Annotated in this window: 15 protein-coding genes; 7 read left to right on the forward strand and 8 right to left on the reverse strand. The window is 60.8% G+C overall.

The window, feature by feature from the left end; genetic code table 11:
- Window positions 1-190: 190 nt before the first annotated feature.
- On the reverse strand, window positions 191-2,710 hold the full coding sequence (locus HDF15_RS10220; RefSeq protein ID WP_184255190.1) for a 2-oxoglutarate dehydrogenase E1 component: 2,520 nt from the start codon (window positions 2,708-2,710) through the stop codon (window positions 191-193).
- 980 nt (window positions 2,711-3,690) lie between these two features.
- Here HDF15_RS10220 and HDF15_RS10225 point away from each other — a divergent pair.
- The gene (locus HDF15_RS10225) at window positions 3,691-5,331 is read left to right on the forward strand and encodes an RNB domain-containing ribonuclease (protein ID WP_184255192.1); all 1,641 of its coding nucleotides are present in this window, start codon (window positions 3,691-3,693) and stop codon (window positions 5,329-5,331) included.
- 150 nt (window positions 5,332-5,481) lie between these two features.
- On the opposite strand, the gene HDF15_RS10230 is transcribed toward HDF15_RS10225, so the two are convergent.
- The 4 genes from HDF15_RS10230 to HDF15_RS10245 all read right to left on the reverse strand — a co-directional run bounded on the left by HDF15_RS10230 (window position 5,482) and on the right by HDF15_RS10245 (window position 10,227).
- On the reverse strand, window positions 5,482-8,718 hold the full coding sequence (locus HDF15_RS10230; RefSeq protein WP_184255194.1) for a carboxypeptidase-like regulatory domain-containing protein: 3,237 nt from the start codon (window positions 8,716-8,718) through the stop codon (window positions 5,482-5,484).
- A gap of 97 nt (window positions 8,719-8,815) precedes the next feature.
- Window positions 8,816-8,992, reverse strand: a complete 177-nt coding sequence (locus HDF15_RS10235; RefSeq protein ID WP_184255196.1) for a hypothetical protein — start codon at window positions 8,990-8,992, stop codon at window positions 8,816-8,818.
- Window positions 8,989-10,083 (reverse strand): YeiH family protein, encoded by a 1,095-nt coding sequence (locus tag HDF15_RS10240; protein ID WP_184255198.1) that lies wholly within the window; start codon window positions 10,081-10,083, stop codon window positions 8,989-8,991. The genes HDF15_RS10235 and HDF15_RS10240 overlap by 4 nt, the downstream gene beginning before the upstream one ends.
- A gap of 6 nt (window positions 10,084-10,089) precedes the next feature.
- Window positions 10,090-10,227, reverse strand: coding sequence for a hypothetical protein (locus tag HDF15_RS10245; protein WP_014264291.1), 138 nt, complete (start codon window positions 10,225-10,227; stop codon window positions 10,090-10,092).
- 399 nt (window positions 10,228-10,626) lie between these two features.
- On the opposite strand from HDF15_RS10245, the gene HDF15_RS10250 reads away from it, so the two are divergent.
- Entirely contained in the window at window positions 10,627-12,153 is a 1,527-nt protein-coding gene (locus tag HDF15_RS10250; RefSeq protein ID WP_184255200.1) for a GDSL-type esterase/lipase family protein, read from the forward strand.
- Between the two features lie 306 nt (window positions 12,154-12,459).
- Here HDF15_RS10250 and pgm read toward each other — a convergent pair whose 3' ends face one another.
- From pgm to pncB, 3 genes are all read right to left on the reverse strand, one after another.
- On the reverse strand, window positions 12,460-14,109 hold the full coding sequence (gene pgm / locus HDF15_RS10255; protein WP_184255202.1) for a phosphoglucomutase (alpha-D-glucose-1,6-bisphosphate-dependent): 1,650 nt from the start codon (window positions 14,107-14,109) through the stop codon (window positions 12,460-12,462).
- Between the two features lie 402 nt (window positions 14,110-14,511).
- The gene (locus HDF15_RS10260; protein ID WP_184255204.1) at window positions 14,512-15,489 is read right to left on the reverse strand and encodes a S1/P1 nuclease; all 978 of its coding nucleotides are present in this window, start codon (window positions 15,487-15,489) and stop codon (window positions 14,512-14,514) included.
- Window positions 15,490-15,802: 313 nt separating this feature from the next.
- Window positions 15,803-17,137: a nicotinate phosphoribosyltransferase gene (gene pncB / locus HDF15_RS10265; protein ID WP_184255206.1), complete on the reverse strand. Its 1,335-nt coding sequence runs from the start codon at window positions 17,135-17,137 to the stop codon at window positions 15,803-15,805.
- Window positions 17,138-17,266: 129 nt separating this feature from the next.
- Between pncB and HDF15_RS10270 the strand changes: the two genes are divergently transcribed.
- The 5 genes from HDF15_RS10270 (at window position 17,267) to HDF15_RS10290 (ending at window position 20,761) form a co-directional block, all read left to right on the forward strand.
- Window positions 17,267-17,674, forward strand: coding sequence for a hypothetical protein (locus HDF15_RS10270; protein WP_184255208.1), 408 nt, complete (start codon window positions 17,267-17,269; stop codon window positions 17,672-17,674).
- A complete protein-coding gene (locus tag HDF15_RS10275; RefSeq protein WP_184255210.1) occupies window positions 17,667-17,861 on the forward strand; it encodes a helix-turn-helix transcriptional regulator in 195 nt (64 codons plus the stop codon). The genes HDF15_RS10270 and HDF15_RS10275 overlap by 8 nt, the downstream gene beginning before the upstream one ends.
- Window positions 17,862-17,936: 75 nt before the next feature.
- Window positions 17,937-18,122 carry a hypothetical protein gene (locus HDF15_RS10280; protein ID WP_184255211.1) on the forward strand — a complete coding sequence of 62 codons (186 nt, stop codon included), beginning with the start codon at window positions 17,937-17,939 and terminating at the stop codon, window positions 18,120-18,122.
- 34 nt (window positions 18,123-18,156) lie between these two features.
- The gene (locus HDF15_RS10285; RefSeq protein WP_184255212.1) at window positions 18,157-19,059 is read left to right on the forward strand and encodes an alpha/beta fold hydrolase; all 903 of its coding nucleotides are present in this window, start codon (window positions 18,157-18,159) and stop codon (window positions 19,057-19,059) included.
- 637 nt (window positions 19,060-19,696) lie between these two features.
- Window positions 19,697-20,761, forward strand: coding sequence for a 1,9-bis(guanidino)-5-aza-nonane synthase (locus HDF15_RS10290; protein ID WP_184255213.1), 1,065 nt, complete (start codon window positions 19,697-19,699; stop codon window positions 20,759-20,761).
- The last annotated feature ends 251 nt before the right edge of the window (window positions 20,762-21,012 follow it).

Here is a 21,012-nt window from a genome sequence, read left to right on the forward strand (position 1 = left end):
GCCTCGGAATTCGTTGGTTCCGTAACCCAGGGCTTCGCCCTGGGCTGGTATGGCGTCGCCCCTTTGGGGCTCAGTGTTATGCCACTTCGCTACAGCCTCGCTCCATTCACTTCTATGGGTACGGAGTGATGGCGCGAGGCTGAGTCTGTTCGAAAGTGTAGACGGGCGAATGTTCTTTGCCAGCTTCCGGCTACAGCCCATGTCCCAGTGCCAGGTCGATCAACGTCTTCTCTTCCATCTCGTGGGCCTTTGCGGAACCCGTTGCGGGGCTGGCGCTGGCGGTGCGCTTCACGGTCAGGACGGGGCGATCTCCCGCCACGCGCTTCAGTCTTGGCTGCACGAAGGAGAGAGCACCCATGTTGGCCGGCTCTTCCTGGACCCAGACGATCTCGGTCGCGTCCGGATGCTGGTCGAGGGCGGCCTTCAACTCTGTTTCGGGCCAGGGATAGAGCTGTTCGACGAAGACGATGCCAACACTCATGTCATTGCGCTTGGCGCGCTCGACGCGCAGGTTGTGGCCGATCTTGCCGGAGCACACCAGCAGGCGGCGAGGGTTCTGCACTTCGTTGTCCGGCAGCACATTCTGGAAGGAGGCTTTGCTCAGGTCGGCGATGCTCGACATTGCGTCCGGGTGGCGCAACATCGACTTCGGCGTGAAGACGATCAGCGGCTTGCGCCACTTGCGCAGGGCCTGGCGGCGCAGCAGATGGAAGTACTGGGCTGCGGTTGAGGGCTGAGCGATCTGGATGTTGTCCTGTGCGGCGAGCTGCAGGTAGCGCTCCATGCGTGCGCTGGAGTGCTCCGGTCCCTGGCCTTCGTAGCCATGCGGCAGCAGCATGACGAGGCCGGAGAGCAGCCCCCACTTCGCTTCGCTGGCAGCGATGAACTGGTCGATGATGATCTGTGCGCCGTTGGCGAAGTCGCCGAACTGAGCCTCCCACAGCGTGAGCGCTTCGGGGAAGTCGCGTGAGAAGCCGTACTCGTAGCCTAGGCAGGCCGCCTCGGAGAGCATGGAGTTGTAGACCTCCCAGTGGCCCTGGTTCGGAGCGATGTTGCTGAGCGGCGAGTAGCGGACCTCGGTCTCGATATCGATCAGCACGGAGTGCCGCTGGTTGAACGTGCCGCGCTGCGAGTCCTGCCCGGTAAGCCGGACGGGGGTGCCGGCCTTGAGCAGGGAGGCATAGGCCAGCAGTTCGGCGGTGCCGTAGTCGAAGGGTTTCTTGCCTTCGCCCATCTCGATGCGCTGGTCGAGGACGGTCTTCTTCACCTTGGGGTGCAGGTGGAAACCCTCGGGCGCAGTCGTGATGGCTTTGGTCAGAGCGGTGATCTCGGCGGCGTCAAGGCCTGTGTTGGGATTGTCATCCACGCGCAGCCGTCCGCCGTAGTATGGGGCCCAATACTCGGGCAGCGTGTGCATCGTCGGCTTGTGCTCGGCGTGGGTCGCGCTCTTCTGGTCTTCGAGGAACTCCTGCTGTACCGCAGTGATCTCAGCGGTGGTATCTACGCCCAGCTTCTCGGCATAGAGCTTATAGAGCGGAGGATGGTCCTTGATGAGGGCGTAGCGACGTGGCTGCGTGACGGTTGGGTCGTCGACTTCGCTGTGGCCGTGGCGGCGATAGCCGATGAGATCGACGACGACATCGGAGCCGAAGGTGTGGCGATAGTTGGCGGCCAGCACGGCGATGCGTGCGACTGCTTCGGGATCTTCGGCGTTGACGTGGAAGATGGGGATCGGCAGACGCTTGGCGAGATCGCTGGAGAAGCGGGAGGAGTTGGACTCCTCGGGGAGTGCCGTGAAGCCCAGCAGGTTGTTGACGATGACCTGGATCGTTCCGCCGACGTTATAGCCATGCAGCGAGGCGAGGTTGAGCGTCTCGGCCCAGATGCCCTGGCCCGCGAAGGCCGCGTCACCGTGGATGATGAGCGGCAGCACCTGATCTCGTCCGGCTTGGCCGATGCGCTCCTGATAGGCGCGTGCGCGACCCATGATGACCGGGTCGGCGGCTTCCAGGTGGCTTGGGTTCGATGCGAGGTGCAGGTGGATGCTCTTGCCGTTGGGGGTGATGAAGTCGCCGGTAGCGCCGGTGTGATACTTCACATCGCCGCCGCCCATGGTGCTGCGCGGGTCAACGTCTTCGAACTTGGTGAAGACCTCTTCCGAGGCGCGGCCAATCGTGTTCACCATGACGTTCAGGCGTCCGCGATGGCTCATCGCGAAGACCGAGCGAGTGACGCCGTTGTCGGCAGAGGTGGTGAAGACCTGGTCGAGGAAGGGGATGAGGACCGTCAGGCCTTCGAGCGAGAAACGCTTGGTGCCGAGATAGCGCTGCTGGATGACCTGTTCGAAGATGTCCGCGCGGATGAGGCCGGTGAGAATGCGCGCTGTGTCTGCCGCCGGCAGGTCGCGCTCAAGCTGCTCCTGGATCCAGGCGCGCTTCTCGGGCGAAGGGATGTGCATGAACTCCGCGCCGATGGAGCCGCAGTAATAGCGGCGCGCTTCTTCGGAGTCCGCGCCATCGGGCGCAGGAGTCGGGAAGGGTTCGGGCGGAAGATACTGGCCGAGTGGATCGAGCGAGGCCTGCAGATAACCCCAGCGGCGGAAGATGTCGAAGGTGGTTTCGCGCGTGGTCGCTGCGGTGCCATTGTTGCTTGCGGGAGTGGTCTTGACTGAGGTGGAAGGCTTCGATGGGGTGGGCGTCTTCGTCGGCATGACACTATCTATGCTAGACCTTTCGCTATAGCGTTTGGAATGGGTGTTCGATATTCGGGCATTAATGCGGGATTTCGAACCTGAAGAGCGACGTGTGAGTTGTGGGGCTGAGATCCTTTTGCCTCGCGGAATGAGGGCTTTAGGTTCTACGTTTCCTTGCTTTTCTGGATTTGTCATTCCGAGGCGAAGCCGAACGAATCTGCTTCCTCCCGTTCTTCGTTTGAACTACCCAGAAAATCCAGACAAATATCAAAATGATGCTTCAGCGTTGCATAGGGTCTGTCCTCAAATTGCTTCTGGGGTGAAGTCGAACGGGGCAAACGGTTTGCTGAAGCACGAACCCGAAGGGCCTGGCTTCAGCCAGGCCGCAAGAACTGGGCGCTATCTTTTTCCATTCTGCCGAAGGCCGGAGCGAAGGCGTAGCCGCAGCGACTGAATTGCTTTTTCGGTACCGCCAAGACTGTGCAGGGCTCGCCAGGGATGTATCCGTGGCCGGGGTGAGCGGTTTCGCCACGACTAAAGAAGGCAATTCAGTCATTGCGCCCTGCGGGCTCCACTCCCGCCTTCGGCAGAAAGGTATGGCCTTTGAACGAAATCATTTGTGGCAGGGTTGAAACCCTGCCCTTCCGGTCTGCGCCTCAGCAACTGTTTGCCCTGTCCGACTTCACTCCAAAAGCAATTTGATGACAGACCCTGGCATTCGTGACGACACCAGCAAAAAACGGGAGGAAGCAGATTCGCTCGCTGCGCTCGGAATGACAAGCCAGAAAGGCAAGAGCAACGACAAAAGCGGAAGCAGATTCCCTGCGGGAATGACAACCAGAAAGGCAAGAGCAACGACAAAAGCAGAAGCAGATTCCCTGCGGGAATGACAAGCCAGAAAGGCAAAAGCAACGACAACGACAACGGCAAATCGCGCAAGTCTCGATCTGTTCGTTCCATTAAACCCATCCTCATCTCTGCGTGATAGTCTGCGGGGCATGTCCGAACATGATCGCCACAGGCAAAGCAATCAACAGCAGCATGGCCATTCCGAGAGCCACCCTCCGCAGCACAACGATCAGCACAATGGAAATCATCAGCAGCACGGCGGCCATGGGTTCGATCTGGCGTCTGCGGCGCTGGATGAGATGCACGCCGCCGGCTTCAAGCCGGAGTTTGGTGCAGGCGTAGCTGAGGAGCTTGCGGCGACGGAGGCAAAGCTGGCGACTCTGAAGCCCGTGGCAGGAGTCGAAGATCTTCGCGCGCTGGGGTGGTCGTCGATCGACAACGATACGTCGAAGGACCTCGATCAGATTGAAGTTGCCGAGCGCGTGGCTGGAGGGATCAAGCTGCGCGTCGCGATTGGCGATGTGGCTGCCGCGATCGAGAAGGGCTCGCCGATCGACAAGCATGCCCAGGACCAGACGCAGACCATCTATACCGCGGTAAAGAACTTTCCGATGCTGCCGCTGGAGCTTTCAACCGGTCTCACATCGCTGAACGAAAACGGCGACCGCCAGGCTGTGATGATGAGCTTTACCGTGGGACCCGAGGGGCAGATGCTCGACGAGTCCGTGTCGCGCGCTCTGGTGAGGAACCGCGCGCAGTTGGCGTACTCACGCGTGGGACCGTGGCTGGAAAATACAGCGGCGGGCAAGGTGGACAACGATGTGATGTCGCTGCGGTCGGACAGTGCGCGGGAGCATGATGAGGCGCAGTTGGACTCGGGTTCGCTTCCGCAGGACTGGCTGGTTGAGCAGTTGAAGCTGCAGGATGAGGCTGCGCAGGCGTTGCATGAGGCGCGCGTCAAGAACGGTGCGCTCGAATTTCATAAGGCGGAGGCCGATCCGGTCGTGGTGGATGGCCGCGTGATCGACGTGCATGAGGCGACGCAGAACCGCGCGATGAACCTGATCGAAGACCTGATGGTCGCGGCGAATGGCGTGATGGCTCGGGCGTTGCGCAAGGGCGGACGCTCCGGCCTGCAGCGCGTCGTGATCGTTCCGAAGCGGTGGGACCGCATCGTGGCGCTTGCCGCGCAGCACGGAGGCTCCCTGCCCACCGTGCCGGACTCCGTTCAGCTCAACAACTTTCTCGAAGAGCAGCGGCGGACGGATTCGATTCACTATCCCGACCTGGCCGTTGCGGTGATCAAGCTGATGGGGCCGGGCGAGTACCTGCTGATGCGTCCGGACGACGATCCTACGGGGCACTTTGGCCTGGCGGCGCGTGACTATACGCACTCGACTGCACCGAACCGGCGCTTTCCTGATCTGGTGACGCAGCGTGTGCTGCATGCGATGGCTGCGAACGAGCCTGCGCCTTATAGCGATGCCGAGCTCATTGCGATTGCCCAGCATTGCAACGAGGCGGACAAGGCGCTGCGGAAGATCGAGCGCGATATGCAGAAGCGTGTGGCGGCGGTTGCGATGTCGTCGCGTATCGGAGAGGTGTTCCCGGGTGTGGTTACGGGCGCGTCGGACAAGGGCGTGTATGTGCGGGTGATTCGTCCGCCGTTCGAGGGGCGTGTGGTGCAGGGAGAAGATGGGCTGGATGTCGGCGACAAGGTGAATGTGAAGTTGATTCATACCGATCCTGCGCGGGCGTTTATTGATTTTGCGAAGGTGTCGGGGCGGTAGGCGCTCCGATAGGCATCGTGCAGAATGCGGGGGTCCTTCGCCTACGGCTCAGGATGACGACGAAAAACAAACAACGGCAGAAACAAACAGGCAAAGGCAAAAGCAAGAGGCTCGCTGGTTGGCGAGCCTCTTGTTTTTGCTGTGCGTTGGTTAGAACAGCAACTTCAATCCGAGTTGTATCTGGCGGCTGGTATTCGCGGTTGCCGAGATGACTCCGGGAGAGCCTAGAGCGGGAGCTGTTGTCTGGTTGGCGGTTGTGCCCTGCGTGGGGCCGGCGGAGTAGACGACCTCGTTCGGCAGTTGCAGGTTCGTGTGGTTCAGGACGTTGAAGAACTCGGCGCGGAACTGCAGGCGTGTCGAGGCGGTTAGCTGCGTTGATTTCAGCAGCGAGAGATCCCAGTCGGCGTAGCCGGGGCCCGTGAGGCTGTCGCGGCCGGCGTTGCCGACCGTGCCGAAGGCGGGAGCGGAGTAGGCGTTGGGGTTGAAGAACTGGGCCACTCGCTGGGACGTGGTGCCGTGGGTGTAGAGCGAACCCCGGAACGCAGGGTTGACGTTCGGGCGGACGGGGTTGCGTGAGTCGCCTGAGCCGGTGGGGTTGTAGCCGAGCTGCGGCGAGAAGGGGAAGCCGGTCTGCAGGTTGGCGATGGTGGAGAGCGACCAGCCGCCGAGGGTGGCCTTGAGGGTGCGTCCAGGTACGAGATGCGAGTTGCGAGAGACGAGTTCGAGCAGTGGCAGCTCGTAGGTGCCGTTGAAGGCCGCCAGGTGGCGGATGTCCGTTGCGGCAGGGCCGTAGTCGAGGTGGGGGAGGGAAGGTACTTCGACGAAGGCCGGTGTATTGGCGGAGACCGAGGTGTTCCAGGCCGAGCCGTCGTCGAGGTTCTTGGACCAGGTGTAGTTGGCGCGGAACTGCAGGCCATGTGCGAAGTCGCGGCGGAAGTCGACTACGAGCGCGTTGTAGTTGCCCGAACCGCCCGCCCACCAGGAGGTGGTGTTGGCCAGCGCGGGATTGGCCTTGGTGGTGGTGGGATAGAAGATCGTGCCATCGGGCTGCACGGTGAAGGCGGGCTCGTTGAGGTCGCCGGAGAGGATCTGGTGGTAGCTGTGCGAGCCGTTATAGCCGACGGTGAGCGAGGTGCCGGGAGCTAGCTGCTGCTCGATCTTCAGCGAGTAGGAGAGCAGCGCCGGGGTGGCGATGCCGGAGTCTACCGTGGAGGGCGATACCTGTGGCGCTACGCCCGTGGGAGCGGCGACGGTGCTGTTCGAGTAGGAGTAGACCGTGTTGAACGGAGCGGCCTGGTCGAGGCGGTAGTCGAGGGCGTCGAGCAGTGAGTGGTGCAGGCCCACCGAGGCGCGGAGGCTGGTCTTGCCGTCGCCGAAGACGTTCCAGGCGACGCCGAGGCGAGGTTCGGGAAGGAAGAGGGCCTGGTTGTTATTGATGGCGTTGGACTGCACGCTGGGGTTGGTGTTGATGATGCCGTTGGTGAAGTTGTAGACGCCTGCGCGGCCCTGCGACTCGCTCCAGCCGGTGGAGGACTCGCTGCGGAAGCCGGCGCGAATCTCGACGCGTGGTGTGACGTGGAAGGTGTCTTCGAGGTAGGCGTCGGCGAAGAGAGCGCGCCAGCCGAGCTCGGTCGGATTGGGAGCGTAGGTGAAGGTCTTGATGGTGCCGTTCAGGAAGCTGGTGAGCGAGGCGAAGGAGGCCTGGCCGAACTGGTCCTGCGCGAGGTTGTCGTTGGACTCAAGACGCTGTATCCAGACGCCGGCTTCGATCTGGTGTTTGCCGATGGAGTAGAAGATATGGTCGTCGAAGGTGAAGAGGTTGCGTGTGATGGCGTTGTTCGCGCCGACGTTGGCTCCTGCACCGGTGATGGAGGAGGCTCCGTTCGAGGCGGTGGAACCGGAGATGACGACAGCTCCGGTGGGTTTGCCGGGGATGAAGGTTGGCGTCACGGCCTGGATATCGGAGGGTAGGGAGCCGAGGAAGAGGAAGCTGGCGCGGGAGTAGCCGACGCGTGCGGTGTTGAGCAGGCGCGGTGAGAAGACGTGCTGTTCCTGAACGCTCAATACCTGCTCGCGCAGGGCCTCGTCGACGATGGAGTAGGGATCGGCTGTCGGGGTGTGATCGGCGGAGTCGTCGACGGTGTAGACGGCGAAGAGCAGGTCGTTGGGGGTGAGGTTGGCGTCGAAGCGGGTTGTGCCGAAGTCTTCGCGAATGTGCTGCGGCGCGGTGCCGATGAACTGTCCGATGCCGGTGAGCAGGCCATTGGTGAGGACTTCAGGGCCGTTCTGCACGGGCCAGAGGTTCAGCAGTTGCGCGGAGATGGGGCTGACCTTGGTTGCTGTTTCGACGCCCTTGGCATTGGGAACGAAGCCGAGGCGGGCCTGGTTGTCGGGTACCAGCGTGACGAGGGAGAGGCCGAGGTTCTGGCGGTAGCTCTCGTAGTTGCCGAAGAGGAAGAGCTTGTCCTTCTTGATCGGGCCTCCGAGGGCTGCGCCGTAGTTGTTGCGCTGGAACTCGGGGATGCGGGGGCCGTCGAAGTAGTTGCGGGCGTCGAAGAAGCTGTTGCGGAGGAACTCGTAGACGTCGCCGTGGAGCTTGTTGGTGCCGGAGGTGGTGACGATGGAGATCTGTGCGCCGTCGCGCTTGCCGTAGGCGGCGGAGTAGCTGTCGGAGACGACGTTGAACTCGCGGATGCCGTCGATGCCGAGAAGCTGGCCGGAGGTGCCGCCGGGGGTGACGTTGATCAGCGAGGCCCCGGTGTACTCAATGCCGTTGAGGAGGAAGAGATTGTCCTGCGGGCGGCGACCGGAGACCGCGAACATGCTGCCGACCGAAGAGTTCGAGGTGCCGACGCCGCCGGAGCGCTGGTTGGTGTAGTTCACGGTGCCGGGGTTCAGCGTGATGAGCTGATCGTAGCTGCGGCCGTTGAGCGGAAGCTCTTTGACCTGGCGCGAGTCGACCAGGCCGGAGGTCGATTCGGTGGAGAGGTTGACGGCGGAGGGCGTGTCTTCAACGTTGACGGTATCGCTGCCGGAGATGGCGAGCTTGAGCGTGAGGTCGAGCGACTGACCGACGGTGAGCTGGACTCCGGTGCGCTTGTAGGAGGCGAAGCCGGAGACGTCGACCGAGAGGGTGTAGCTGCCGACGGGGATAGAAGGCGCTGAGTAGGAGCCTGAGCCATTGGTGGTAAGGGCGCGCTGGGTGCCGGTGTCGTCGTTGTGGATGAGGACGTGGGCGTTGGGGATCACGGCTCCGGAGGGATCGGTGACGACACCTGAGATCGTGCCGCCGACGACCTGAGCTTGTGAGGCGATGGCGAAAAGAACGAAGGACAGCGCCGCAATCAAAGTGCGGGTGCGGAAAGGGATGAGGCGAAGGACTTGCATGGGGCTCCTGAAGAGGTGTGAGGGACGCGCCTGCTGGGGGTGCAGGGTCGCTTTTATAGGGATGGTGAATCGAGAGGTGTTCTGGTTCTCGCGCGGACTAGCGGCGACAACAACAGCTACACGTTTCCTTGGTGGCTTTCGACTCGGTGGTATCGGTCGTGCCGGCGGAGAGCAGGTTTCTTGCCGCGCTTGGAATCACAGCCAGAAAGACAACGGCAACAGCAGAGACGAACGCGATTGAGGTAGAGGCAATGAGGACGGTGTGAGCTGTCATTTCATGCCTCCGTGGTGGTAGACCGCGAAGACCATTCCCAGTGTGACCAGGGCGATGAAGATCTCACCGAGTACGCCGACGAGGATCGGACGCCAGCCCTGGTTGATGAGGTCGCTTAGCTTGGTGCGCAGGCCGACTCCTGCGAAGGCCGGAAGGAAGGCCCACTTGGAGAGGTTGCCAAGCGAGGTGAGCTGCGAGGAGGTGAAGAAGCCGCTGGTTGCCAGCAGCGAGATGGCGACGAAGCCCAGGATGAACTTGGGGAACTTCTGCCAGAGGAAAAGTGCCTTGCGCTCGACGCGGGTAGCCTGGCCCTGCGACGCCCAGTAGACGGCATAGCCCAGAACGACGAAGCCGATGAAGGCGGAGCGCGCGGTCTTGGAGAGGATGGCGAAGCGTCCAGCTTCGTCTCCGTAGAGTGCGCCGGTAACGGTGGCTTCGGCGGTATTGTCGACGGCGAGGCCGGTCCAGATGCCGTAGCTCTGCTGGCCGAGATGCAGCGCATGGCCGATGGCGGGGAAGGTGAAGAGGGCGAGCGCGCCCAGGGTGAGGATTGCGGCGATGGCGGTGGAGGTATCTTCTTCGTCGGGCTCGATTGCGCCCTGTGCGGCCATGATGGCCGTGACACCGCAGATGGAGCTGCCGATGGCGAGCAGCGAGGTGAGCTTGGGCGGCAGCTTGAAGATCTTGCCGAGCAGCGTCATCACGGTCAGCGAGAAGATCAGCTCGATGAAGACGAGCACCAGGGACATGCCGCCGAGGTGCATGACATCGCCGATGAGGAATTTTGCGCCGACGAGGACGATGCCCAGCTTCAGCCACAACTCATAGGTGGCGACGCCGACGCGAAAGATGTGCGGCAGCTCGATGGTATTGGAGATCAGGAGGCCGAGGATGATGGCCCAGAGGACATACTCGATGCGGGGGAAGGGGATGTGGTGCGCCGATTGGAGCCAGGCGCCGAGGCTCTCCAATCCCTTGCCTGCGACACCGATACCGAAGAGAAGCAGCGTTCCCGGCAGCAACGCGAGTATCTGCTGGGGGCGCGAGGGTCGTTCGGTACTGGGGGGCAACGAGATGGTTTGAGCGGACAAAAAGGGTTACCAGCCGATGTGGTGAATGATGTTCAGTCGAATCAGCGCGGCGAACGCCAGGGCAATCGCGATGGCGACGACATCGGCATTGAAGGCGAGCTTGATGTTGGCGACGGCTTTGGAGGTCTGGAAGCGGGGGGCCATGGATAACTCCTGCAGGATGCATTTCAGCGTGTGAGGGAAGGAGATCGTGGGCTCAGAAACAGAAAACCCACGCTGCTCGGGAGAGCTGTGCGTGGGTGGTTTGAGCCTGGGGCGAAGGCTTTTAGCCGCTTCGCTTTAGAGCAAACAGACACCGGCGCAACAGCGCGGCATGCGACAACACATGCAACAGAGGGCGGCGGTGTGGATCTGCTTCATCAGGTTTAGAGCCTAACTGGGTGGAGGGGCGGTGTCAAGATTGGGATTAGCAAGTCAGCAAGTCAGCGAGTCAGCGAGTCAGCGAGTCAGCAAGTCAGCAAGTCAGCAAGTCAGCGAGTCAGCGGGGAGGCAGGAAAGCCAAAGCTGTATGACAGGTTGTACACTCATCGGCGAGGTCACGAGATGAGTGTGCGGTGGATAGCGGCTTTAGCTGTTGGGACGATGCTGGCTGGGGGAAGTGCGGTGTGGGCGCAGGGGGATCCGGCGCGGGCGTTCGATGCAGCGACTGCCGCGGTACGGAAGCCGGGAACGACGGTGCGGATCGAGCTGATTGGAGACTCGACACAGACCAACAACGCGGGCTATGGCCGTGGGTTCTGCGCTAACTTTACGGCAAAGGTGGACTGCGTGAACATGGCGCGCGGCGGAGCCAGTACGGGGACGTTTCGCGAACTGGGTCTGTGGGATCGCGCACTCGCCACCAAGCCGGATTACATGGTGATCCAATTTGGGCATAACGACTTCGTGACAGCCGAGCATCTGCCCCGGCAGGTGCCGCTGCCTCAGTACATCGAGAATCTGAAGCGGTATGTGACTGAGGCTCGGGCGGCGAAGATTACGCCGGTGCTGGTGACTCCGCTGACGCGGCGATATTTTGGCGCGGACGGCAAGGTCCACTCCGATCTGCAGGAGTACAGCGAAGCGATGCGCGGCGTGGCGCGCGAGATGAAGGTTCCGTTGATCGAACTGCAGAACGAGAGTATCGCTTACCTGGACAAGGTGGGCGAGGCCGAGGGAGACAAGCTTGCGATCACCAAGAAGGACACGGACGGCAAGACGATCTTCGACAAGACGCATTTGGACTGGGCGGGGAGTTATGTCTTCGGGCGCATGGTGGCCGTCGATCTGGGGAAGGCCGTGCCTTCGCTGAAGAAGTTTGTGCGTCCTGAGGCTGCGGCGCTTCCTCCCGAGGGGGAGAAGGCGATGCGCATCATCAACGGTGGGCCTGCAACGATTGTGCTGGTGGGCGACTCCACGGTAGCGACCGAAGGCGGCTGGGGGCCGGGCTTCTGTGCAGTGATAACGAAGAACATTACGTGCATCGACGACGCGCTGAATGGGCGCAGCACGAAGAGCTTTCGCGATGAGGGTGCATGGAAGAAGGCTCTGGACCACAAGGGCGACTACTACCTGATCCAGTTCGGGCACAATGACGAGAAGCCTGATGAGAAGCGTCATACCGATCCGGAGACGACCTATGCGGCGCAGATTCGGCAGTACATCGCGGAGGCTCGGGCGATTGGCGCGGTGCCGGTGGTGCTCTCACCTCTGGCGCGGAGGACGTTCAAGGATGGCAAGCCCTCGAACGACGACCTGCGGCTCTATGCCAACGCCGCACGGCGTGTGGCGGAGGAAGAGGACGTGACGTTCATCGACCTGCTTTCGCTTTCGACAGCCGTGCTGGCGAAGGGCACGCAGGCGGATGCGGACACCTTCAATGCGGTGGGGCATGAGGACGCGCGGGCCGAGCAGGGCAAGTCAGGGCTCGACCGGACTCATCTGGACGATAAGGGCAAGGCGGTGTTCGGGCGGATCGTCGCCGATAACCTTGTGCGCACGAGGGTGGAGCTGGGGCCGGATGTGATCGGAGTTCCGGCAAAGGCCGCTGCCACGGTGCCGACGCAGGCTGCGCCTACGGATGGGAAGTAAGTTTTCCGGATGGACGCCGGGGTAAGTCTATTTTGAAGATAGATTTGCTACGCGTTTTTTGCTCGCTGCAATGCTGGAACCCTGGGGCAAGTGGTAAATGAGATTGAGCGCTGTAAGCGCGACCTATCGTGCAACCGCGATAGGTCGCCCCTTCAGGGCTTTAACTTCATTGGAGCCGCAACCCAGGGTTCCGGCGACACGGCGAGCAAAAGCGCTCGCCAGCCGCCTCCACCCTGGGCTGGGATATGTCGCCCCTTTGGGGCTGGCATCCACTCAGTATCCTGAGAAGTAGTTTGATGACACGCTCTAGGCGATAGCAGAGCTGACCAGTGCTTTAGCCTCAGCCTGAATCTCTTTCAAGTGGTCTGCGCCGTTGAAGCTTTCGGCGTAGATCTTGTAGACGTCTTCCGTCCCGGAGGGGCGTGCGGCGAACCAGCCGTTTTCGGTGGTGACCTTCAGGCCGCCGATGCTGGCCTTGTTGCCGGGCGCTTCGGTGAGGATTGCGGTGATGGGTTCGCCGGCCAGCGTGGTTGCTGTGACCTGTTCCGGAGAAAGCTTGGACAGCTTGGCTTTTTCTTCCTTGGTGGCTGCGGCGTCGATGCGCTGGTAGACGGGGGAGCCGTACTTGGCGGTGAGTTCGTTGTAGTGTTGGCCGGGATCTTTGCCGGTGCGGGCGGTCATCTCGGCAGCGAGCAGTCCGAGGATGAGGCCGTCCTTGTCGGTCGTCCAGACGGTGCCGTCGCGGCGCAGGAAGGTTGCGCCCGCGGACTCTTCGCCGACGAAGCCCAGCTTGCCTTCGAGCAGTCCGTCGACAAACCACTTGAAGCCTACCGGTACCTCAAGCATTGGGCGATTAAGGCCTTTGGCTACGCGGTCGATGATGCTCGACGAGACCAGGGTTTTGCCGATGCCGACCTGTGCCGACCACTGGGGCCGGTGCGTGCAGAGGTATTGAATGCAGACTGCAAGGTAGTGGTTGGGATTGAGCAGGCCTGAGGAGCGCGTGACGATGCCGTGGCGGTCATGGTCGGTGTCGCAGGCCCAGGCCACATCGAACTTGTCCTTGTTCGCGATCATGCTGGCCATCGCGTTGGGCGAGGAGCAGTCCATGCGGATGCGCCCGTCCCAGTCGAGGGTCATGAAGCGGAAGGTGGGATCGACGTAAGGGTTCAGGATTTCGAGCGGCAGCTTGTACTGCTCGGCGATGCGCGGCCAGTAGTCGACGCCCGCGCCTCCGAGTGGATCGACCGCTAGCTTGAGGCCCGTGCCGTTCAGGGCTTCGAAGTCGATGACGTTTGCGAGGTCGTTGACGTACGCAGTGATGAAGTCGTGGCGGTGCGTGGTCTCCGCAGCGAGGGCCTTCGCAAAGGAGAGGCGATGGACGCCCTGCAGCCTGGCCGCGATCAGTTCGTTGGCGCGGTTCTCGATCCACTTGGTCGCGCTGGTGTCCGCGGGGCCCCCGTTGGGTGGGTTGTACTTGAAGCCGCCGTCCTCGGGTGGGTTGTGCGAGGGTGTGATGACGATGCCGTCGGCACGCTCTTTGGCACCGCTGCCGTTGTACTCCAGGATCGCGTGCGAGAGCACGGGGGTCGGTGTATAGCCGAGATCCTTGTCGATCATGACCGTTACGCCGTTGCCGCTCAGCACCTCGAGCGCGGCGATGAATGCGGGCTCGGAGAGAGCGTGCGTGTCCTTGGCGAGGAAGAGCGGCCCGTCGGTCTTCTGCTCCGCACGAAACTCGCAGATCGCCTGCGTGATGGCAATGATGTGCGCGTAATTGAAGCTGGTGGTCAGCGACGATCCGCGATGTCCGCTGGTGCCGAAGCTGACACGCTGCGCCGGGTCCTCCGGATTGGGATGGCCGGCGTAAAACGCTGCCACGAGACGCGGCAGATTGACGAGTTTATCGGGGGATGAGAGGTGGCCGGGGGTGTTGAGCGGTGCGTCGATGGACATGAGGGAAGGATAAATCAGAGGGTAGAGAGTAGATCAGAGAGTGTAGAGAGTAGAGGATAGAGTGTAGAGAGTAGAGGATAGAGTGTAGAGAGAGCACCCTAAACGCCGTTCTCTCTACTCTATGAAGTGGCACGGAACTCAGCCCCGAAGGGGCGACATATCCCAGCCTGGGGCGCAAGCTCCAGGGACAAAGTCACACAACAAATCGAGGGCAGAAGGCCCGGCATATCTCGTCTGCACTGGCGAGATATATCGGGCTTTCAGCCCTCATCCATCATCCGATCCGTTACCTGGGGCTTGCGCCCCAGGCTGGGATATACCGCCCCTTTGGGGCTGGGTCGCTGCTGGTTCGATATGGTAGGTTGTCGTCTACACTCTATCCTCTACTCTCTACACTCTGCCCTACTGAGGTCCGTGATACTCCTCCACCGGATCGGCGCTGTGGATCCAGGCGGAGTAGATGAGGTCGCGGAGTTCGATGGCTCCGGCGGCCAGGCGCTCCTCGGCGAAGGTTTTGGCTTCCGGTGTGCCCGCTTCGGTAAAGCCGCCGGTCTTCTCGATCTGGTAGGTCTTTTCGACGAAGCTGTTGGTGTGGCGCAGATAGTTGAGATAGCTGGTCCACTCATCATCGATGGGTTTGGGCTGGGTTGCGGCGACCAGTGGAGCAACGTCGGCAGGCTTGACGTTCGCTGAGACGTAGATGCTCTCGAAGAGGGAGTGGATCTTGTGGTCGGTGGTGTAGCCGTTGGGATTGGGGCCGGTCCAGCCGTTGTACTGGATGGTCGTATGCAAGGGCTGCGAGCCGTCACCTACATAGTGGCCGAGCCAGCCCGCTTCGAAGAGGATGATTGTTTTAACGGGTGCGGTGTCCTTGTTGGCGGCGACGAGCTTACGGTACTCGCGGAGGTCGGTCTTCAGGCGTTGCCAGACCTCCTCTACCTGCCAGGGCTGCAGTCCGACGTTCTCTTTGAGTACGACGTCTGGGTGCTTCGGCTGCGCGGCGGCAAGCGCACGGAGAAAGTCGTAACGCTCTTTGGGGAAGCTATAACCGGCGATGCAGTTGGGTGTGCCTTCTGCGCAGGGAGTTGCCGCGTAGATGGCCTCTTCGTAGTCGAAGAAGTGGTCGGGCGATTGGGTGTCGCTGAGTTCTTTTTCGTTGCGGCCCTTCCAGCGGTCGGGCTCGGGGCCGAGGTACTCCATGGTGTCGAGTGCGTTACCGTTGCGCAGGAACGCGGGGACGTCAGACGGCAGATACTGTGCGGCGAGACGGTTAATCATCATGTGACCGTCGCGTCCCCAGGCCCAGGCGGGCTGTGCGGCGAGGACGCTGAGGAGGGAAGTCGCGACGGCGACGCGGGTGAAGGCGGAGAGCTTTTGCATAATGGGCAGTATACGGATGAGGTGTTAATGGAGTTGCTGTTGCTTTTCTGGTTTGTCATTCCGAGCGAAGCGAGTGAATCTGCTTTCTCCCGCTTTTAACCCATGCCGGTACAAGCTATGCCACTTAGTTCCTATGTGCGATTTCTAGGTGGTACGAACAAAGAACGGGAGACAGCAGGTTCGCTCGCTGCGCTCGGAATGACAACCAGAAAGGCAAGAGCAACGACAAAAGCAAAAGCAAAAGCAAAGGCAGATTCCCTGCGGGAATGACAAGCCAGAAAAGCAAGGGCAACAGCAACAGTGATGGTGACCGCTACACCAGCACTGGTTCTTCTGCCGGCACAGGACTGCCGAAGACTCTGCGATAGCGCTCGATCTCTTCGACGGGCCCGGTAGCCTTGCTGGCGTTGTCCGAGAGCTTGACCGTGGGCCGGCCGTCCGCGCTGGTGACCTTGCACACCAGGCTGATCGGCTCGAAGGTATCTTCGCCGCGTGGGTGGCAGTCGCGAAAGTCGTTGGTCAGCAGGGTGCCCCAGCCGGCGCTGAAGCGGATGCGGCCGTTGAAGTACTCGTGCAGGCTGATGATAGTGTCGACGTCGAGGCCGTCGCTCGCGATGAGACGCTTGGTGCGCGGGTTCTGGCCGCGCTGCACCAGCCAGGCGATGTACTCGTCGCCGGCGACGAAGGGATCTTTCGAATCGATGCGTTCGCCGGTCCAGCCTGCTACCCAGTCGGGCGCGCCTTGCAGAAATTGCGTGGTGCCGAAGGTGTCGGGCAGCATGATGAGCAGCTCGTTGCCGTAGCTCTTTGCCCAGAGTTCGAGCACCTGATATTGCGAGGCGCGCAGCTCTTCATCCGAGCCGCGCGAGGCCATGGCGGCCATCGCCATGGGCAACTCATGCGCGTTGGTGCCGATGGCTTCGAGATCGTGCTTGTAGGCGAGCGCGGTGTTGGAGGTTCCGCTGAAGCGATCCGTCGTGTGAATGGCATTGCGGGTGTTGAGCGCCTGGGCGGCTGCCTGCACGCAGTACTCCTGCCAGAGGAAGCTGTGGCGGCGGCGGGTGCCGAAGTCGGAGAGGCGAAGGCCCTCGACGGCGCGCAGCTTTTCGATCTTGTTCCAGAGCCGCGTCTTGGCGCGCGCATAGAGGACGTCGAGTTCGATCTCGGAGAGCTCGGCCAGGGCGGCGCGGGTCTTCATCTCGCTGACGATGGCGAGCGAATAGACCTCCCACAGGGTGACCTCGGTCCACAGGCCCGAGAAACGGATAACGAGCTGGCCGTCGTGCTCGTGGATCTCGTAGTCGCTGAGGCGGAAGTCGTGCTCGAGCCAGTCGAGGAAGGCGGGCTGGAAGATCTGGCGCACGCCGTAGAACGTGTTGCCGGCCAGCCAGACGAGTTCGGACCGGCGCAGGCGCAGGCCGCGTACGTGCTCCAGTTGCTCGCGCAGGGCGTCGGCGGAGATGCGCTCGGCGAGCTTCACCTTCAAGGTGCGGTTGTGGATCTCGCTGGTTACCGAAACCTGGGGAAAGTTCTTCCAGATGAACTGCAGCATCAGCAGCTTGTAGAAGTCCGTGTCGAGCAGCGAACGCACGATCGGGTCGAGTTTCCAGTTGTGATTGTGCGCGCGTTCGGCGAAGTTCACGTTCATATCAGTTCCAAGCCTAATCATGTGCGAGCGGGAAACCAAATGAGTTTGGAAATTTTTAGACAAGGTGGCTTGACATGACAAGGAAACCTTACGTAAAGTGAGCTTGTCATTAGGACAAGGAGACAAGACATGCTAAGTCCCGCAGCACGGAAGTACAGGAAGACCAGTTTTATGGTTCTGGCCGGATACCTGGTCTTGTTTCCGGCAGCCAGTTATGTTGCCGATCGGATCCACCCTACAGGTGTCGTGCTATGGATGCTGGCGGTCCTGCCGGTGCTCCCGGTCCTTGGTGTTATGTCGCTGATGGGCCAATATCTGCGGGACGAAAAGGATGGGTATAAGCGTGATCTCGCCGTTCGCTGTCTTCTATGGGGAACCGCAGGAATGATGATCGTGCATCTGTTTTCGGGCTACCTGCGCCTCTTCGGTTGGAAGGGGCAGTTATTTCCGTTTTGTGAGCTTTTTGTGTTCGGGGGATTCATGCTGGCCGCGAAGATCTCGTACCGCATGTCGAACCGGGTGCCTGCCGATGAATAACCGGCTGCGAGTCTTGCGGGCGGAGAAAGGGTGGTCGCAGGCCGATCTGGCGGACAGGCTGGAGGTCTCGCGGCAATCGGTGAACGCCATCGAGACGGGGAAGTACGATCCGTCGCTGCCGCTGGCGTTTCGGATTGCGCGGCTGTTTAGCCAGCGGATTGAAGAGATCTTCGAAGACGACGCGTGACAAATGTCAGGTCGCTTTGCTGACACGCTCCACTAACGACCGAATTATGAACCTATCAGGCTAAGGAGAATGGAAATGATAAGCATCAACCGCAAGTGGTCTACTGAGTTGCGCCTGGCTTATATCGCTATTTTGTTCTTCATCATGGCCCAGTATGTGGTGAATGAAAGGCCGTGGGACCATATCTTTCGCATCGCGGGCCTGCTCACTTATATTGCGTCGATGTTCTTAGCTCTACACAAGCAGCGCCGCAATTTATAACGAATTTTTCCATCCTAATGAAGGGAATCAAATCATGAAAATCTTTCGTGTTCTCGTTATGCTGGCCTTTGTTCTCGGTGGTATCGCCCTGCTTTGTGCGCCATCGCATGCCCAGGGGCCGAAATCTTTTACGCCAACGCGTTTTACGGTTGTGGATCAGGGAACCGCGAGCAAGCCCGATGTGATTTTGATTCCGGGGCTCTCAAGTTCGCGTGCGGTTTGGGACGCGGAGGCCAAGCTGCTGGCCCCGAACTACCGGCTGCACCTGGTACAGGTGGACGGCTTCGCCGGTGCGCCTTCGGGACCGAATATGAGCGGGCCGATGCTGGGTCCTATCGTCGAAGAGCTGCATAGCTATATCGTCGCGGGCAAGATACACCCGGTGGTGATAGGGCACTCGCTGGGCGGGTTGCTGACGTTGATGCTGGCGGACAAGTATCCGGGCGATGTAGCGAAGATCGTCATCGTGGACGCGCTGCCGTATTACGCAGTGCTGGTCGATCCAACGGCAACCGTGGCGAATATCAAGCCACAGGCGGATGCGATGGGAAAGCAGATACTGGCGATGCCTGCAGCCCAATTCAACATGATGGCCCCGCTCATGGCTGCGCAGATGGTGAAAAATCCCGAAGCGCAGAAGCTGGTGGCGGCAAGCTCAGGCACGACCGACCGCGCCGTGATGGTGAACGCGATGGTGGAAGACCTGCAGACCGATCTGCGCGGCGATGTGGTGACGATCAAAACGCCTGCACTCATGCTGTATGCGATTGACGCCAGCCTGCAACAGCCTGATCCGGTGAAGTATGAAGCGCTGGTGAAAGACTCTTATAAGTCGATGCCGAATGTGAAGCTAGTGCGGATCGACGACTCGCGGCACTTCATCATGTACGACCAGCCGGAGAAGTTTGACGCAGCGGTGGAGAGCTTTTTGAAGTAGGCAAAGGGCCCAGGTTTAGGGCTCAGGGTTTAGAAGACGGCCGAGGACGACCTATCGTGCAGTTGAGATAGATCGCCCCTTTGGGGTTGGGGAGATGCCTGGCAGATTACCTATTTTGTCTACCCCCAGAGGCGTCATCCTGAGCGGAGCGCCTCGCGCCTTTTGCGAGGGGTGGAGTCGAAGGACCCCGAGGGGCTTGACCCCACCCGAGCTGTCGGGACCTTTTCCAGCACGAAAGCCCGGGCTCGAGCGTTCGAGGTAGAAAAGGGGTGAAGGGCATGGGCAGGATGGTGAACCTCGGGGTCCTTCGGTCCTGAGCGTAGCCGAACGGACGCGTCCCCAAAAGCTGGGACGCTTCGCTCAGGATGACGATTCTGTGGGGAGATGAAACAGAAGCTATGCGTGCATCGAGCTCGGTTGTGGTCTAAGACGAGGTCTTCGATGCTTCATTCAGATTTCAGGATGGGGTATCCCCTTTATTTTGCGCGAAGTTCTTCGATTTCAGGCAGTTGTGTTCTGAAAACAGGGGCTGGTATTTGAACCTTGTATAGGGAAGATAGGCGCTGCTGGCTGTTTCCGTGAAATTCACAGAAATCCTTATCGATATTGGCTCAAACACGATATTCTGATAGTCAACATGCCTACGAAAAAAGAACTCCTCCAAGCTCAGATCCAACACATCGACATCAAGCAGCACAACGTTGTCGCGCTGGTCGATGCCATGGCATCCATGGCTTACAGCTCGCGCGATCTCGCGCGTGCAGCGAGCATCTACGACATGATGCTGCGCGATACCGAATGCGGTGTCATCCTTTGCCTCGCCGGTTCGATGGTCTCGGCCGGCCTGCAGAAGGTCATCGTCGACCTGGTGCGCAACAACATGGTCGACGCGATCGTCTCGACCGGCGCCAACATCGTCGATCAGGACTTCTTTGAGGCGCTCGGCTACCGGCACTACATCGCAGGCGAAGAGTACAAGTACGGTGCGGGCGATGCCGAGCTTCGCGACCTGGCCATCGATCGCATCTATGACACGTTCATCGACGAGGACGAGCTGCGCATCTGCGACGCCGCGACCGAGAAGATTACGAACTCCCTGGAGACGCGGCCCTACTCCTCGCGCGAGTTCATCGCCGAGATGGGCGCTTACCTGAAGAAGAACGGCCGCACGCCGGAGAACGGCAACAACGACTCGATCGTGTTGGCGTGCTACGAAAAAGACGTGCCCATCTTCTGCCCGGCGTTCTCGGACTGCTCCGCGGGCTTTGGTCTGGTGGCGCATCAGCATGCGCGCCGCGGCAAGCCGGTGGTTTCGATCGACTCGGCCAAGGACTTCTACGAGCTGACGCAGTTGAAGATTGCGAATCCGACGACCGGCCTGTTGATGCTCGGCGGCGGCGTACCGAAGAACTTTGCGCAGGATATTGTGGTTGCGGCGGACATTCTCGGTGTTGAGGCTTCGATGCACAAGTACGCTATCCAGATCACGGTAGCCGATGCGCGCGACGGTGCTCTCTCCGGTTCGACGCTGAAGGAAGCCAGCTCGTGGGGCAAGGTCGACCTGACCTATGAGCAGATGGTGTTCGCCGAGGCGACGATCGCGTTCCCGCTGATCGCTGCGTATGCCTACCATAAGAATGGATTTGCAGAGCGCACGGGCAAGCTGTTTGCTCAGGTGCTGGTGGAGCCGGTAACGGCGTAAGGCAAAGGGCCCAGGGTTTAGGGCTCAGGGTTTAGAAGACGGCAGGGCCTTTGGGCTCTGCCGTTTTGCTTTTTACGGTGGTGGCTGTAAAGCCAGTGTTTCATCTTTGGCGTGCATCTCTTGACGGATGCATCAACACAAAATGGAGCGCAGAAGCTCACACGGCCACAGATTAGAGTCCCGAAGGGGCGGTATATCCCAGCCCAGGGTGGTGACGCAAAGCGCGCCACAAACATTCGCATCGCGCTCGC

It is taken from the genome of Granulicella mallensis (assembly GCF_014203225.1).
Taxonomy (GTDB): Bacteria; Acidobacteriota; Terriglobia; order Terriglobales; family Acidobacteriaceae; genus Granulicella; species Granulicella mallensis_A.

What these genes read in the sequence shown, in the direction of transcription:
- HDF15_RS10285 (WP_184255212.1), top strand. Translation starts at nt 18,157, where the DNA reads ATGAAAATCTTTCGTGTTCTCGTTATGCTGGCCTTTGTTCTCGGTGGT.
- HDF15_RS10275 (WP_184255210.1), top strand. Translation starts at nt 17,667, where the DNA reads ATGAATAACCGGCTGCGAGTCTTGCGGGCGGAGAAAGGGTGGTCGCAG.
- HDF15_RS10290 (WP_184255213.1), top strand. Translation starts at nt 19,697, where the DNA reads ATGCCTACGAAAAAAGAACTCCTCCAAGCTCAGATCCAACACATCGAC.
- HDF15_RS10250 (WP_184255200.1), top strand. Translation starts at nt 10,627, where the DNA reads ATGAGTGTGCGGTGGATAGCGGCTTTAGCTGTTGGGACGATGCTGGCT.
- HDF15_RS10220 (WP_184255190.1), bottom strand. Translation starts at nt 2,710, where the DNA reads ATGCCGACGAAGACGCCCACCCCATCGAAGCCTTCCACCTCAGTCAAG.
- pncB (WP_184255206.1), bottom strand. Translation starts at nt 17,137, where the DNA reads ATGAACGTGAACTTCGCCGAACGCGCGCACAATCACAACTGGAAACTC.
- HDF15_RS10280 (WP_184255211.1), top strand. Translation starts at nt 17,937, where the DNA reads ATGATAAGCATCAACCGCAAGTGGTCTACTGAGTTGCGCCTGGCTTAT.
- HDF15_RS10245 (WP_014264291.1), bottom strand. Translation starts at nt 10,227, where the DNA reads ATGGCCCCCCGCTTCCAGACCTCCAAAGCCGTCGCCAACATCAAGCTC.
- HDF15_RS10260 (WP_184255204.1), bottom strand. Translation starts at nt 15,489, where the DNA reads ATGCAAAAGCTCTCCGCCTTCACCCGCGTCGCCGTCGCGACTTCCCTC.
- HDF15_RS10235 (WP_184255196.1), bottom strand. Translation starts at nt 8,992, where the DNA reads ATGACAGCTCACACCGTCCTCATTGCCTCTACCTCAATCGCGTTCGTC.
- HDF15_RS10270 (WP_184255208.1), top strand. Translation starts at nt 17,267, where the DNA reads ATGCTAAGTCCCGCAGCACGGAAGTACAGGAAGACCAGTTTTATGGTT.
- HDF15_RS10230 (WP_184255194.1), bottom strand. Translation starts at nt 8,718, where the DNA reads ATGCAAGTCCTTCGCCTCATCCCTTTCCGCACCCGCACTTTGATTGCG.
- HDF15_RS10225 (WP_184255192.1), top strand. Translation starts at nt 3,691, where the DNA reads ATGTCCGAACATGATCGCCACAGGCAAAGCAATCAACAGCAGCATGGC.
- pgm (WP_184255202.1), bottom strand. Translation starts at nt 14,109, where the DNA reads ATGTCCATCGACGCACCGCTCAACACCCCCGGCCACCTCTCATCCCCC.